14 protein-coding genes and 1 pseudogene are annotated in these 14,094 nt (G+C 29.8%); all 15 read left to right on the top strand.

What is annotated here, in order from left to right; all coding sequences use genetic code 11:
* The first annotated feature begins 35 nt into the window (after nucleotides 1-35).
* Nucleotides 36-2,033, top strand: a complete 1,998-nt coding sequence (gene tkt / locus RWR88_RS02580) for a transketolase (RefSeq protein ID WP_314450540.1) — start codon at nucleotides 36-38, stop codon at nucleotides 2,031-2,033.
* A 388-nt stretch (nucleotides 2,034-2,421) separates the two neighbouring features.
* A complete protein-coding gene (locus RWR88_RS02575) occupies nucleotides 2,422-3,156 on the top strand; it encodes a CpsB/CapC family capsule biosynthesis tyrosine phosphatase (RefSeq protein ID WP_314450538.1) in 735 nt (244 codons plus the stop codon).
* Nucleotides 3,157-3,219: 63 nt separating this feature from the next.
* Nucleotides 3,220-3,816, top strand: coding sequence for a sugar transferase (locus RWR88_RS02570; protein ID WP_314450536.1), 597 nt, complete (start codon nucleotides 3,220-3,222; stop codon nucleotides 3,814-3,816).
* Nucleotides 3,817-3,841: 25 nt separating this feature from the next.
* Nucleotides 3,842-4,528 carry a chain-length determining protein gene (locus tag RWR88_RS02565; RefSeq protein ID WP_314348616.1) on the top strand — a complete coding sequence of 229 codons (687 nt, stop codon included), beginning with the start codon at nucleotides 3,842-3,844 and terminating at the stop codon, nucleotides 4,526-4,528.
* Between the two features lie 4 nt (nucleotides 4,529-4,532).
* The gene (locus tag RWR88_RS02560) at nucleotides 4,533-5,195 is read left to right on the top strand and encodes a CpsD/CapB family tyrosine-protein kinase (protein WP_006702855.1); all 663 of its coding nucleotides are present in this window, start codon (nucleotides 4,533-4,535) and stop codon (nucleotides 5,193-5,195) included.
* Nucleotides 5,196-5,234: 39 nt separating this feature from the next.
* The gene (locus tag RWR88_RS02555; protein WP_314450534.1) at nucleotides 5,235-6,335 is read left to right on the top strand and encodes an EpsG family protein; all 1,101 of its coding nucleotides are present in this window, start codon (nucleotides 5,235-5,237) and stop codon (nucleotides 6,333-6,335) included.
* Between the two features lie 14 nt (nucleotides 6,336-6,349).
* Nucleotides 6,350-7,186, top strand: a complete 837-nt coding sequence (locus RWR88_RS02550; RefSeq protein ID WP_314450532.1) for a glycosyltransferase — start codon at nucleotides 6,350-6,352, stop codon at nucleotides 7,184-7,186.
* A gap of 34 nt (nucleotides 7,187-7,220) precedes the next feature.
* Nucleotides 7,221-7,616 carry a glycerol-3-phosphate cytidylyltransferase gene (gene tagD / locus RWR88_RS02545; RefSeq protein WP_314450530.1) on the top strand — a complete coding sequence of 132 codons (396 nt, stop codon included), beginning with the start codon at nucleotides 7,221-7,223 and terminating at the stop codon, nucleotides 7,614-7,616.
* Between the two features lie 4 nt (nucleotides 7,617-7,620).
* Nucleotides 7,621-8,697 carry a glycosyltransferase gene (locus RWR88_RS02540; RefSeq protein ID WP_314450529.1) on the top strand — a complete coding sequence of 359 codons (1,077 nt, stop codon included), beginning with the start codon at nucleotides 7,621-7,623 and terminating at the stop codon, nucleotides 8,695-8,697.
* Between the two features lies 1 nt (nucleotide 8,698).
* A complete protein-coding gene (locus RWR88_RS02535; RefSeq protein ID WP_314450527.1) occupies nucleotides 8,699-9,808 on the top strand; it encodes a CDP-glycerol glycerophosphotransferase family protein in 1,110 nt (369 codons plus the stop codon).
* Between the two features lie 14 nt (nucleotides 9,809-9,822).
* Complete coding sequence (locus RWR88_RS02530) at nucleotides 9,823-10,803, top strand: glycosyltransferase family 2 protein (RefSeq protein WP_314450525.1); 981 nt, start codon at nucleotides 9,823-9,825, stop codon at nucleotides 10,801-10,803.
* A 25-nt stretch (nucleotides 10,804-10,828) separates the two neighbouring features.
* Nucleotides 10,829-11,836 (top strand): glycosyltransferase family 2 protein, encoded by a 1,008-nt coding sequence (locus tag RWR88_RS02525; RefSeq protein WP_314450523.1) that lies wholly within the window; start codon nucleotides 10,829-10,831, stop codon nucleotides 11,834-11,836.
* Between the two features lie 55 nt (nucleotides 11,837-11,891).
* Nucleotides 11,892-12,851 carry a glycosyltransferase family 2 protein gene (locus RWR88_RS02520; RefSeq protein WP_314450521.1) on the top strand — a complete coding sequence of 320 codons (960 nt, stop codon included), beginning with the start codon at nucleotides 11,892-11,894 and terminating at the stop codon, nucleotides 12,849-12,851.
* A 13-nt stretch (nucleotides 12,852-12,864) separates the two neighbouring features.
* Nucleotides 12,865-13,836, top strand: coding sequence for a glycosyltransferase (locus tag RWR88_RS02515; protein WP_314450519.1), 972 nt, complete (start codon nucleotides 12,865-12,867; stop codon nucleotides 13,834-13,836).
* A 4-nt stretch (nucleotides 13,837-13,840) separates the two neighbouring features.
* Nucleotides 13,841-14,094 (top strand): annotated as a pseudogene (locus RWR88_RS02510) (galactofuranosyltransferase); the annotation flags it as partial.

Below are 14,094 nucleotides of genomic sequence, written 5' to 3'. Positions count from 1 at the left end.
ATTAATAAAATAATCATTTGAATAGGAGTGTTAATATGTTTGATAAAGTAGATCAGTTAGCAGTAGATACGATTCGTACTATGAGTGTGGATGCCATTCAAGCCGCAAATTCTGGACATCCAGGGTTACCAATTGGTGCTGCTCCAATGGCTTATGTATTGTGGTCAAAATATTTAAAAGTAAATCCAAAACAATCTAAATGGGTCGATCGTGATCGATTTGTTTTATCAGGTGGACATGGTTCAGCGCTCTTATATTCATTATTACATTTATCTGGCTATCAAGTTTCAATTGAAGATGTTAAAAATTTCCGTCAATTTAATAGTAAAACTCCAGGTCACCCAGAAGTGGGTCATACACATGGAGTAGAAGCAACAACTGGACCTTTAGGTCAAGGATTTGCGAATGGTGTAGGAATGGCAATGGCTGAAGCGCATCTTGCTGCAACTTATAATCGTCCAGGATTTCCAATTGTAGATCACCATACTTATGTGATGTGTGGGGATGGAGATTTAATGGAAGGTATTTCTTATGAAGCAACTTCATTAGCAGGTACTTTAAAATTAAATAAATTAATTGTATTATATGATTCAAACGATATTACATTAGATGGTGAATTATCAAAATCATTCAATGAAAGTGTAAAAGATCGATTTATCGCCCAAGGTTGGAATTATATTCGTGTTGAAGACGGTAATGATTTAGATGAAATTGCAGAAGCTATTGAGGAAGCGCAAGGTGAAACTGAAAAACCGACTTTAATTGAAGTGAAAACGATTATTGGATATGGTGCTCCAAACCAAGGAACAAATAAAGTTCATGGTGCTCCTTTAGGAGAAGAGGGTATCAAAATTATGAAGCAAAATTATGGCTGGGAGTATGCACCTTTTGCAGTTCCAGAAGAAGTAGCTCGTAGATTTGATAAATTATTAGTTCAAACTGGAGAAACGGATTATCAAGAATGGCAAGAGTTGTTTGAGGCATATCGTAAAGAATATCCTGAATTAGCGAAACAATTCGAAGAAGCTTTTTCTGGAAAAGTTGAAGTGGATTGGAAAGAAATTTTACCAAAATATGAATTTAATAGTCCAGCAAAAGCTTCTCGTGTCACAAGCCAAGAAGTTATTCAAGAATTAGGAAAACATATTCCATCATTCTGGGGTGGCTCAGCTGATTTATCTTCTTCAAATAACACAATGAATAAAGCAGATACTGATTTTGAAGTAGGAAATTATGCTGGACGTAATATTTGGTTTGGTGTACGTGAATTTTCAATGGGTGCAGCACTAAATGGTATTTTATTACATGGTGGTACAAGAGGATATATTGGTACATTCTTTGTATTTGCAGATTATGTGAAACCAGCTATGCGTGTAGCTGCATTATCTAAATTACCTACCATTTATGTTTATACGCATGATTCTATTGCTGTTGGGGAAGATGGTCCAACTCATGAACCAATTGAGCAATTAGCAGGATTCCGTGCAACTCCAAATACAAATGTCTTTAGACCAGCAGATGGAAATGAAGTAGCTGCAGCATGGAAAACAGCTTTAGAAGATACTACTAGACCATCTTTATTAGTCTTATCAAGACAAAATCTTCCAGTATTAGAACATTCATTGGAATTAGCTTTTGATGGAGTTGATAAAGGGGCATATGTTGTGAGTCCACAAGAAGGGGAAGTTCCAGAAGGAATTCTTATCGCAACTGGTTCTGAAGTGAATTTAGCAGTAGAAGCTCAAAAAGTTTTACGAGAAACAGGACATGATGTTTCAGTTGTGTCAATGCCAGCGATGAATCGTTTTGAAGAACAATCAAAAGAATATCAAGAAGCAGTATTACCAAGTTCAGTTCGCAAACGTGTTGCAATTGAAATGGGTGCAAGCTTAGGATGGCATCGTTATGTAGGATTCGATGGTGAATTAGTAACGATTGATAAATTCGGGGCATCTGGTAACGGAAATACTGTTATGAAAGAATATGGATTTACTGTAGAAAATGTAGTGGCAACTTATTTATCCTTAATTTAATAGAATAAATAGGAATGGACTTCTCTGATGTAGTAGATAACGATGTCAGAGAGGTCTTTTTTTATTGTAATAAGATGATAAAAATGAATAAAAAGAATTATTCCTGCAGAAGAGGGAAAATGTTTTATTTTTATTAAAAAATTAACAAATAAAGCATATTTTTGAGTGTTTAGAGTATTATTCTTACTTTTTTTGTTCTATAATGAACATTTGAAGAAGCAATTTTATGCTTAAAAATAGATTTGTAAGAATCAGAAATAAATACGTTTCTTTGAAAACTGTTTTACTGACATTCTATGATAGATAAGTAATTTCTATATGATAAAAGTTGATAAAAAGTTTACAATTTATATAAGAAGGGATGAAGGAAATCTTAGGGGGAGATAATTTGATCGATATTCATTCGCATATTATTTTTGGAGTCGATGACGGACCACAGACAATCGAAGAGAGTAGAAGTCTTTTAATGGATGCTTATAATCAAGGTGTACGTACGATTGTTGCAACTTCACATCGTAGAATAGGAATGTTTGAAACATCTGAAGATACAATAGAAAAGAATTTTAAAAGTGTTCAAAAACTTTCTAAAGAAGTAGCATCAGATTTAACCGTTTTATACGGAGCAGAGATTTATTATTCTAGTGAATTAATGGATAAATTAGAGAAAAAGATGATTCCCAGTATAAATGGAAGCTCTTATGTGCTAATAGAGTTTAGTCAAAATGCAAAATTCTGGGAAATTAAAACAAGTTTAACAAATGTTTTAAGACTGGGATTTATTCCAGTTATTGCTCATGTAGAACGTTATCAATCTCTTGAGAATAATGAAAATTTTTTGAAAGAATTGATTAATATGGGTTGCTATGTTCAAATTAATAGTTCAAGTGTGTTAAAATATAAATGGTTTTTTGATAAAAATAGGTTGTTTAAGAAAAGAGCAAAGTATTTTTTAGATAGAGATTTAGTTCATTGTATAGCAAGTGATATGCATCATCTATTAAAGAGGCCATCTTATATGAAAGAAGCGTTTGAGATTATTTCTCATTCATATGGGCGAAAAAAAGCAAAAGAGTTATTTGTAGATAATCCTAATCGGATAGTTACGAATCAAATGATAGAATAAAATTAAATATTTTACGAATAGTATCGATGAGATGTTAATCATTGTAAAAGTTGTGAGATTACTATGAAAGAGGAAATTATGTGTGCTTATAGAATTATAAAAAGAGGGATTGATTTGTTTATAAGTATAGTATTATTAATACCAGTTATGTTGATTTGTAGTATTAGTGCTTTATTTATTATATTAGAAACAAAAGGAAATCCTTTGTACATCCAAGAAAGAGTTGGATTAAACGGAAAAAGATTTAAAATTTATAAACTAAGATCGATGTATTCAGATGCCGAAAAAGATGGTCATCAATGGGCTATGAAAAATGATGTTCGTATTACAAAAGTGGGTTATTTTATTCGAAAAACTCGAATTGATGAATTACCTCAATTAATGAATATTATTAAAGGCGATATGGCTATTATAGGTCCACGTCCAGAAAGACCTGAATTTATTAAAGAATTTTTACAAGAGATTCCAGATTTTAATGATCGTATAACGATAAAACCAGGAATTACAGGTTGGGCACAAGTCAATGGTGGGTATGAATTATCTCCCAAAGAAAAGTTGAAATATGATAAATATTATATAGAACATGAAAGTTTAAAATTAGATATTTTAATTTGGATAAAAACAGTACAAGTTGTTTTTACCGGAGATGGATCTAGGTAAAAAATTAAATAGAGGAGAACAATGAATGGATATTTTTAATAATATGACAAGATTTTATAGTCTTATTAAGTCGAAATTTATTTTTTTAATAAGTTTTATAATTTTAGGAGTAGGTTGTGTTACATTATATACCATTGTAGCTATTAAACCAGTATATAGTGTATCATCTACTCTTATTATGAAAAATATGAGTACGGAAAAAAATGATTCTCAAGTAATAGAATCTTTAAACTTGTTTCAAAGACAGGCAAAAACCTATTTAGAAATTGCAGCATTACCGCCTGTAAAGGAAGCAACTAATCAAGCGTTAGCACTTTCTCCTGAAGAATCATCTAAAATTAAGAGTGTTAAACTAACGAATGATTCAGGTTCGCAATTGATGACTTTAACAATACGAGCTACAGATAGAGAGCTGGCTGTTAATTATATTCAACAATATGTAAAACAATATAAAAAATTTACAGCAGAAAAATTTGGTCGGGATGATTTAGAAGTAGTAAGTGAGGCATTAGGAAGTTCAAAACCTGTTTATCCAATTTTATGGAAAAATATGTTCATATCTTTAATCGCTTTTACATTTATAGCTTTTAATATGATATTTTTCCGTTATATTTTAAGTGATTCCATTGATTCTTCTGAAGATTTGGAAGAATTAACAGGTGTTCCAACTTTAGGAATGATTCCTGAAATAGAGAAAAAAGGAAGAAGGTAGAAATATGCATATTGAAGTCATTCATAATAGTAAATCGATTGCATCGGAATCTTTCAGAACTTTACGAAGTAATATTCAATTTTCAAATTTTGGACAAAGTATTCAAACAATTGTTGTGACGAGTTCCAATCCTAATGAAGGAAAGAGTGAAGTGAGTATTAATCTTGTAGCTTCATTAGCTCAACAAGGAAAGAGAGTTTTATTAATTGATGCGGATATGAGAAAACCCACTCAACATAAAATTATTGAAGTTATGAATACTGAAGGATTGAGTAAGTTTTTATTACGCGAAACAGGTGCAGAGGCTATTCAACATTTAAATATTCTTGATGTAAAATTTGATGTTTTAACTTCAGGGCCTGTTCCGCCAAATCCTTCAGAAATGTTAGCTAGTATGGCGATGGAGCAAAGTATTAAAGCATTTGTAGAGTATTATGATTATGTCATTATTGATACACCACCTTTATTAGCAGCTACTGATGCACAAGTATTGGCGAGAATTGCAGATGCAACTTTATTAGTAGTTGATCCTAAACAAAGCAAACGTAGACAAATCGTAGAAGCTAAAAAAAGATTGGACAATGTTGGAGCTAGACTATTAGGAACAGTGATGAATAAATTAAAATTAACAGAAGGTAATAATTATTATTACTATTACAAATATTAGTTAGTGGAAGAGATAAGAAACACTAGGGAAGGAGTTCAAATGATTATCTATATTTTAATGTTTATGTACCTTACCTTGCTAGCGTTCTTATCTTTTTATTTTGAAGAGAGAAAAAGAGAGATAAACTTTCTCATTTTTCCAACCTTTATGTTCTTCTTACTTTTCGATGGGTTAAGAAAATCAAGTGTAGGAGGAGATTTGAGTGTTTATGTGTCAATTTTTGAACAAAATGCTTTAAAACTTCCAGAACTTTCTAAAATCTTTAAATCGAGATTTGAACTAGGCTATGTTTTCACTAATCAACTCATTCGTAGCTTGACTGAAAATTACTCGATATTACTCTTTATATTTGCTTTCCTAACATTATGGATATGGTTCTATGTATTAGATAAGTATTCTAAAAATGTGTATATGAGTTTAATTATTTATTTAAGCTCTTTAGGAATGTTTTTATATTCTTTATCAAATATTCGCCAAGGACTAGCAGTTGCTTTTGGTTTTTTAGGATTTTATTTTTTAACAGAAGAAAAGAAAATAAGAGGGATTCTTTTTGTATTATTAGCGCCACTATTTCATACTTCAGGAATTATTTGTATTCTATTGATCTTTATTAGAAAAATAAGACTAAGTTTGAAATATTATCCAGCTATTATATTAGGTTTTATAGCTTTATTTCCCTTTGTAAAATTAATTACGATTGCTATCATTAAATATTTTCCACAATATAATTCTTATTTAGAATCATCCTGGTTTTTAGATAGTAATAAGTGGGCTCCTCTATTACTAACAATTTTATATGTATTCGTTTTTATAATTGGAGAGATAATTTTAAATAAGCAAACCTTAACAACGGTAGAAGAATCCATTAGAACGTTATTTTTAGTTTATCTAGTGTTAACAGCTATGACGTTGCAAACAAGTCTTATTGGTCGATTTGCGCATTACTTTTCCCCATTTGTAGCATTGTATATTCCAATGGTGTTATCTAAAGTTTCACAAAGAAAAATAAAATGGATTTTGTTTTATGGGATTATTTTAGTTTATTTGATGATGCTTTTAGTACTGATTTATTATAAAACAGACTGGTATCATATAGTTCCTTACCGTTCTGTTATTACAGATTGGTTGATAGGAAATTAGATAGAGGTGTAGGTATGGAGTTTTCCGTTTTAGTAACTGTTTATAAGAAAGAAATTCCTGAAAATTTAAGAAAATGTTTATTAAGTTCTTATAAACAGACTGTAAAACCAAAAGAAATTATTTTAGTTTGTGATGGGGAATTAACAGAAGAATTAAATGAAGAAATTGAGAGATTAAAAAAAGAAATTCCTATTTTATCGGTTTATCATTTGCCTGAAAATTTAGGTTCAGGGCCAACGTCTCGTTTTGGAGTAAATCGCTGTCAAACGGATTTCATTGCTCGAATCGATAGTGATGATTATTGTGTGGAAACACGATTTGAAAAGCAAATAAACGCTTTTAAGAATAATCCTAATTTGATTATGGTTGGTTCCAATATTTTAGAAAAGAATACAGAATTTATCGCGTTAAAGAAAGTACCAGAAACAAGTGCAGAAATTCGACAATATTCAAAAATGCGAAATCCGTTTAATAATCCTTCGAGTATGATGAAAAAACAGTACGTTTTAAAATCTGGAAACTATCGGGAATTTCGTTATTTAGAAGACTACGATTTGACGATGAGATTATTACATGATAATCCGACTAAAGATTTTTATAATATTCAAGAACCTTTAGTAGTGATGCAAACAAATGATTCTAGTTATTTACGAAGAGGCGGCTTATTGTATGTGAAGACAGATTTTATTCTGCAGTTAGATTTTTATCGTAGAGGAGATATAAATTTGTTGGAATTGGTGAGAAATATTTTTCTTCGCAATTTTGTACGAATATTGCCTAATAAGGTTCGAAAATGGATCTACAAGAAAAAAATGAGAGATGAAGTAGAAAAAATTTCAACTATTAAATAATATTTCCAAATAAGATTGAGGTGAATTAGAAGAAATGAGAAGAGTTATTACATATGGGACATTTGACTTACTACACTATGGTCATATTAATCTATTAAAACGTGCAAAAGCATTAGGAGATTATTTAATTGTTGGATTATCTACGAATGAATTTAATCAAAAAGAGAAAAATAAAGACTGTTATTTTGACTATGATAAGAGAAAGTCTCTTTTAGAGGCAATTAGATATGTGGACCTTGTCATACCAGAGGAAAATTGGAAACAAAAAGTTTCTGATATCGAGAAATATCATGCGGATGTATTTGTTATAGGAGATGACTGGAAAGGAAAGTTTGATCATTTAGAAGACTTAGGAGTCGAAGTTGTTTATTTGCCAAGAACGGAAGAAATTTCCACTTCTAAAATTAAAAAAGATTTAAATCAAGGGTGATGGGATGAAATATCAAGTTTTCCATGTAACAGGTGGAGTACGAAATACGATGAGTGGGGTACAAAGTTTTATAAAAAACCACATTCAAGAAGACGATTCTGAGTTTAACTATATAGTTGGGGAATCTAATGGCGAGCCTTATTTTCCTTTTAATCAATATTTAGATGAAAAACAAATCAAACGAATCGTATTTCCAGAATTGAAGATTACTAAAATGTTCCAATATGTAAGAGAATGTAAAAAGTTTTATAAAAATAACTCAATTGATATTTTGCATGTTCATAATCCTATTACCGCCTTTATACATAATTATTATGCACGAAAAAATGGTGTTCCTGTAAGAATTTATCATAATCATAGTAGTCAGTTTTCTGATCATTGGTTAAAAAGCATTCGAAATCGATTTTTAGTGTTTTTATCGCTAAAAAATGCAACACATCGTATTTCATGTGGTCAATTAGCTGGAACTAAAATTTTTGGAAATCAGTCGTTTCAAATTATTCCAAATGCTATTCAGATAGAAAAATTTAAATTTTCATCAGACTATAGAAATGAAATTCGTGAAGAGTTTCATATTCCTAACAATCAAAAAGTAGTTGGAATGGTGGGGATTTTAAATCCGTTTAAAAATCAAAAATTTTTAATTGAAATTGCAAAGGATTTACCACAAGTAACATTTCTATTTGTTGGAGAAGGTCCGGATCGTTTAATGTTAGAAGAACAAAGTAAAGAATTAGAGAATGTTATTTTTACAGGTCGTAGAAATGATGTACATAAATTTTATTCAGCTTTTGATGTTTTTGCATTTCCGTCACTTTATGAAGGCTTCCCGATGGTATTAGTAGAGGCACAATGTTCAGGGGTGAATATTATTATGAATGAAACGATAGATTCAACAACGCAAATAAATAAAAAAATTTGTACTGCTTTGCCTTTAAAGAAGGATAAATGGATGAATTATATTGAAAAATCTCCTATTATAGATCAAAATCGCTTTTTAGAGGAAACCTTAAAACCGTTCAATATTGATGAAAATAGAGAATTCTTGAAAGTAATTTATAAGCAAGGTTTGGAGAAATGATATGAATCATTATTTAAAAACAGTTTTGTTTAAATTCAAAATGATAACTTCAAAAATGAATATGATTATTCCAAAGAAAAATAAGAGGATTGTTTTATATTCCAATTGGGGCTTCAGAGATAATCTTAGAACTCTTTATCAGTATTTAGTGGATAATGGCTATCAAGAAGAATATGACATTATTTGTGCGTCAAATGATTTTTATCATTTAGAAAAAGAGAAGGACGTGAAGTATGTTTCGATTTATCGAGGACTGTATTATTTTTTAACGTCAAAATATTTTTTCTATTCATTTGGTAAATATCCTATTAAGCCTGCTCCAAATCAGATGGTGGTGAATTTATGGCATGGAATGCCTTTGAAAAAAATTGGGAACCTCGAAGAGGGGTTAGAGAATGTTGACTATAACTTTTTTACAAAATTAGTATCATCTTCAGATTTCTTTACACCAATTATGAAAGCTGCTTTTAATGCAACTGATGAACAAATGTTATTAGTAGGAAATATTCGTAATGATGAATTATTTAAAGAAAAACAAGATAAGAGAATTATTTGGATGCCAACTTATCGAAATTCTAAAAATTATCATGATAGTCAGGATGCACTAATATTTTCTCTTGAAGAAGATGATTCTAGAAAAATAGAACAATTATTATTGAAATATGGTTACCAACTATATATTAAATTACATCCTTTAGAAGAATCTCGCCTTCAAGTACAAATGAATCACTCAACTATTCATCTATTAACAGAAGAGATTATTAGTGAGCAGTATGGGACTTTATATACATTTTTAGGGACTACTAGCGCATTAATTACTGATTATTCTTCAGTATTTTTAGATTATTATTTATTAAATAGACCCGTAGCATTTACTATTAATGATTACGAAGAATATAAAGACAAACGTGGTTTTGTATTTGAAGATGTTAAGAGTCTTATGGTTGGGAGTGTTATTCGTGATTCACACGATTTATTAGAGTTCCTAGAGAGTGTCATGAAATCTGAAGATAGTTACATTGAAGAAAGAACAAAAGTAAATGATAAAGTCAATGCCATTCAAAAAGATTTTACAAAAACCCTTTTGAATGAAATTGGATTAAAAAAATAAGGTTAGGATAAAAAATGATTAGCGTAATTATTCCCGTTTATAATGTAGAAAATTATTTAGAAGAATGCTTAAAAAGTGTTCAAAATCAAACATACACCAATATTGAAGTACTATTAGTAAATGATGGTTCTACAGACAACTCTAAACAGATTTGTGAACGTTATTGTCAAGAGGATAGTCGTTTTCTTTTAATTAATCAAGAAAATCAAGGATTAAGTGCTGCAAGAAATAAAGGGGTAGAAATATCAACTGGAGAGTATATTGTATTTGTAGATAGCGATGATAGTATTAAAACAAACTATTTAGAAAAGTTAATGCAATACATGGCTGAGGATGTAGATATTGTAGAGTGTATATTTACAGTAAAGAAAATGGAATTTTTGAATGAAAATATTGAGACAACAACCATTATTTTTGAAGGGGATTCAAACGAGGCAGTTAAGTTTTTCCCAAATCATACTCTAAATGTTAATGCAGTTACTAAACTGTACAGAAGAGAGATTGTTGAAGCAGTTCCATATATAGAAGGTGTATTTTATGAAGATGTTTATAGTGGAATAGGGATGTTAAAATATATTCGAAAAATGATTAAAATTGACTATGTAGGATATTATTATCGAGTACGTTCAGGTAGTATAATGCACCGAGAATTTTCACCAAAAAATCTAGATATATTTACTGTTTGTGATAAATTAATAGAATTATATGCTGATAGAGAAGACCTTCTTCCTTATGTTGGTAGTTTTTTAGTTCATTTGGCTACGATGCATTATCATGCTTATGTAAAAAAAGGGAATCCATATAGAGAATTCTATAATCAAAAATTAGCTGAGTATGTAACATTAACAAAGAAAAATCCAGAGTTAGCTAGAGCATCACGTTTGATTAAGCTCTATAACTTTTGCCCCAAATATTATAATTCAATTGTATTCCCAATCTATTATGCAATTTGGAAATTCAAAAATGGCATTAAAGAAGTAAAGGTAGATGAATAAAAATAATTGAGAAGGAAATTATTTTATGATTAGTGTAATTGTACCCGTTTATAATGTGGAAGAATACCTAGAAGAATGTCTAGAAAGTATTCAATATCAAACTTATACAGATATTGAAGTCATCTTAGTAAACGATGGTTCAACGGACAGCTCAACAGAGATTTGCGAACGATTTTGCCAGGCAGATAGTCGCTTTAGATTGATTAATCAAGAAAATAAAGGTCAAAGTGCAGCCAGAAATCGTGGGGTTAAAGAATCCATTGGCGAATACCTCATGTTTGTCGATAGTGATGATGTTATCAATAAAAACGTGTTAGAAGTACTACTTCCTTACATGAAGACGGATGTAGATATCGTAGAATGTAGAATGACAAGAAATAAAGAAGAGTTCTATCTTAATAAGATTTCTACAATTGTATTCGAAGGAAACGCTAAAGAAGCAATTCTTAATTGTATTGAGTTTAAAGAAGTGAAGTTTTGTCCCGTTACAAAATTATATACAAGAGAAATTGTTGAAAAGATTCCATTTTTAGAAGGATATATTTATGAAGATGTCTTTACAGGAATTAATTATCTAAAACATATTCGAAAAATAGTAGTTATTGATTATATTGGTTATTATTACCGTGTTCATGCAAATAGTACTATGACGAAATCCTTTAATGAAAAAGATTTAGATATTTTTAAAGTGGGAAATCAGTTAATAGATTCTTTTAAAGATGATGAAAATATGCTTCCGTACATTGGTTATTTTATGTTTTATCTTGGTCATGGACACTATTTAAAAGATGGGATTAATACGAAGAGTCCGTATGTTGATTTATATGAAGATTTTATTCAAAACGCTGCTTTTATAGCAAAGCAATCCAAGGAAGTTGTCCAGAAATATCGTTTATTGAGACTGTACTTATTTGCTCCAAAATATTATACAACTTTTACTCATCCTATTTATATAAGTTTGCAAAAGAGATGGATTGCTGCTAAAAAAGTAATGAATCATCTAAACGATAAATTACATATAAGAAAAAATTGAGTATTTAAATAAGTAGGATAATACAATAAATTTAAAAGGAAATGTTAGAAAGAATATGATTAGTATAATAGTACCAGTTTATAATGTAGAAAATTATCTGGAAGAATGTCTAGAGAGTATAAGGCAGCAAACTTTCACAGATTTTGAAGTTATTTTAGTGAATGATGGATCTACTGATGGTTCAAAAGAAATATGTGAACGATATTGTGAACTAGATAGTCGTTTTCGTTTAATAAATCAAGAAAATCAAGGACAAAGTGTTGCAAGAAATAGAGGCGTTGCTGAGTCTACAGGAGAATTCATCGTTTTTATTGATAGTGACGATATAGTAAAGTTTGATTTGTTGACACAATTAAAGAAGTATATGTCTGATGGAATTGATATTGTAGAATGTAATAGAACCGAAGATATTCAATATTTAAATTTAGAAAAAAAAGTAATTGATGTTAAAGAATTGGATTCAAATGAAGCGTTATATGAATGTTTTAATCATGGAGTAAGTTGGAGCCCAGTCGCAAAACTTTATCGTCGTGAAATAGTGGAGAAAGTTCCGTTTTTAGAAAATTTAATTTATGAAGATTTTTATACTGGAATCGTCTCTTTAAAGTATATTCAAAAAATGAGAAAAATTGACTATATTGGTTATTATTATCGATATCATACTTCTAGTACAATGAATCAGAACTATTCAGAAAAGAATCTTGATATTTTTAAGGTTGGCGAAAAATTATTAGAGGAATTTAGAGAAGATAATTGGTTACCTTATGTAGGGAATATGTTATTTTTAGTCGGTATTGGACATTTTAAAAAGTATAACATAAGAGTTGGACATCCATATTATCAGTTATATATTGATGAGATTAATAAATATGCCAAAATAGCTAAGAAATCATCAGATATTTTCAATTCTAGTAAACTATTAAGATGGTATAGTTATTCATCAAAATATTTTTTTAGTTTATATTATCCTCTGTATTTAAGATATTTAGACATTCGAAAAAAATGGAAAATTTAATAGGAGCCTATTTATGATTAGTGTCATTGTACCTGTTTATAATGTTGAAGAGTATCTGGAAGAATGTTTAAATAGTATTCAACATCAAACTTATACCGATATAGAAGTGATCCTAGTCAATGATGGTTCAAGAGATGGCTCAAAAGAAATTTGTGAGCGCTATTGTCAACAAGATTCTCGTTTTCACTTAATCAATCAAGAAAATAAAGGATTAAGTGGCGCTCGTAATCGTGGTATGACTGAATCTAAAGGCGAATTGATCACTTTTGTAGACAGTGATGATGTTCTTAAAGAAGATATGTTGGAACAATTGATAAAACAGGTTACCTTAGATGATATTGATATTGTAGAGTGTTGGTATACGAATGATCAAAAAGAAATATTAATACTTTCACCAGAAAATGTAAAAATTATTTTTCAAGGGAATACTAAAGAAGCTTTAGTTTCTTTATGTAGAGATAATATTGTTCGTTTGAATGCAGTTGCTAAATTATTTCGAAGAGAAGTAATTCTCAATTTTCCATTTTTAGAAGGTTTATTTTATGAAGATGTTTATGGAGGAATGGGAATCTTAAAACAGATTCGTAGAATGGTGAAAATCGATTATATAGGATATTATTACCGTGTACGACAAGGTAGTATTATGAATCGAGAATTTAATTTGAAAAATTTAGATTTATTTATAATATGTGATAAAGTCGAACAATTATATGAAGGTGATGTAGAGCTACTTCCATACATTCATCGTCGTTTGTTCCATTTAGTCTTGATGCACGTTATCGATTATCATATATTCGAGGGAAATCCATATCAAGAGAAATATGTGGAATATTTGAATCGATACGCTAAAAGTTCAAGCCCATCATTTTTAATGAGAGCTTATCGATTATTCCCAAAAAATATTGTCTTCATTTCGAGAGTTGTTGGAGCGATTCAATGGAGATTTGAAAAATATATTATAAAAGGATTAAGGAAAGGGATGTAGTAGCATGAACTATTATTTAAAAGAAAATTATGCTGAAGCTAAACATGCAGGATCTAAAGCTAGATTAGATGCTGAAAAAATAATGGTAGAAGCAGGCTATCAACCTTTTTTCTTAAATAATCATTCAAATGCTGTTACTTTAACAAAAGACGATGTAATCATTCTTCAATTTCCATTATTATGGCAGTCGTTAAAAAAACAAATTTTAAGGAGATTTTTGAAAAACAGAAAGTTTAAAGCTTATTTACTCATCCATGA

Origin of the sequence: uncultured Granulicatella sp. (assembly GCF_963528195.1) — a bacterium.
Taxonomy (GTDB): domain Bacteria; phylum Bacillota; class Bacilli; order Lactobacillales; family Aerococcaceae; genus Granulicatella.
The sequence above is the reverse complement of the archived record's forward strand: the minus strand, read 5'-3'. Positions and strand labels throughout refer to the sequence as shown.

Bases quoted from the DNA above. Each gene is read 5' to 3' on its own strand.
- RWR88_RS02560 (WP_006702855.1), top strand. From the start codon at position 4,533: ATGCATATTGAAGTCATTCATAATAGTAAATCGATTGCATCGGAATCT.
- RWR88_RS02550 (WP_314450532.1), top strand. From the start codon at position 6,350: ATGGAGTTTTCCGTTTTAGTAACTGTTTATAAGAAAGAAATTCCTGAA.
- RWR88_RS02525 (WP_314450523.1), top strand. From the start codon at position 10,829: ATGATTAGTGTAATTGTACCCGTTTATAATGTGGAAGAATACCTAGAA.
- RWR88_RS02520 (WP_314450521.1), top strand. From the start codon at position 11,892: ATGATTAGTATAATAGTACCAGTTTATAATGTAGAAAATTATCTGGAA.
- RWR88_RS02535 (WP_314450527.1), top strand. From the start codon at position 8,699: ATGAATCATTATTTAAAAACAGTTTTGTTTAAATTCAAAATGATAACT.
- RWR88_RS02565 (WP_314348616.1), top strand. From the start codon at position 3,842: ATGGATATTTTTAATAATATGACAAGATTTTATAGTCTTATTAAGTCG.
- RWR88_RS02555 (WP_314450534.1), top strand. From the start codon at position 5,235: ATGATTATCTATATTTTAATGTTTATGTACCTTACCTTGCTAGCGTTC.
- RWR88_RS02515 (WP_314450519.1), top strand. From the start codon at position 12,865: ATGATTAGTGTCATTGTACCTGTTTATAATGTTGAAGAGTATCTGGAA.
- RWR88_RS02530 (WP_314450525.1), top strand. From the start codon at position 9,823: ATGATTAGCGTAATTATTCCCGTTTATAATGTAGAAAATTATTTAGAA.
- tkt (WP_314450540.1), top strand. From the start codon at position 36: ATGTTTGATAAAGTAGATCAGTTAGCAGTAGATACGATTCGTACTATG.
- RWR88_RS02570 (WP_314450536.1), top strand. From the start codon at position 3,220: ATGAAAGAGGAAATTATGTGTGCTTATAGAATTATAAAAAGAGGGATT.
- RWR88_RS02540 (WP_314450529.1), top strand. From the start codon at position 7,621: ATGAAATATCAAGTTTTCCATGTAACAGGTGGAGTACGAAATACGATG.
- tagD (WP_314450530.1), top strand. From the start codon at position 7,221: ATGAGAAGAGTTATTACATATGGGACATTTGACTTACTACACTATGGT.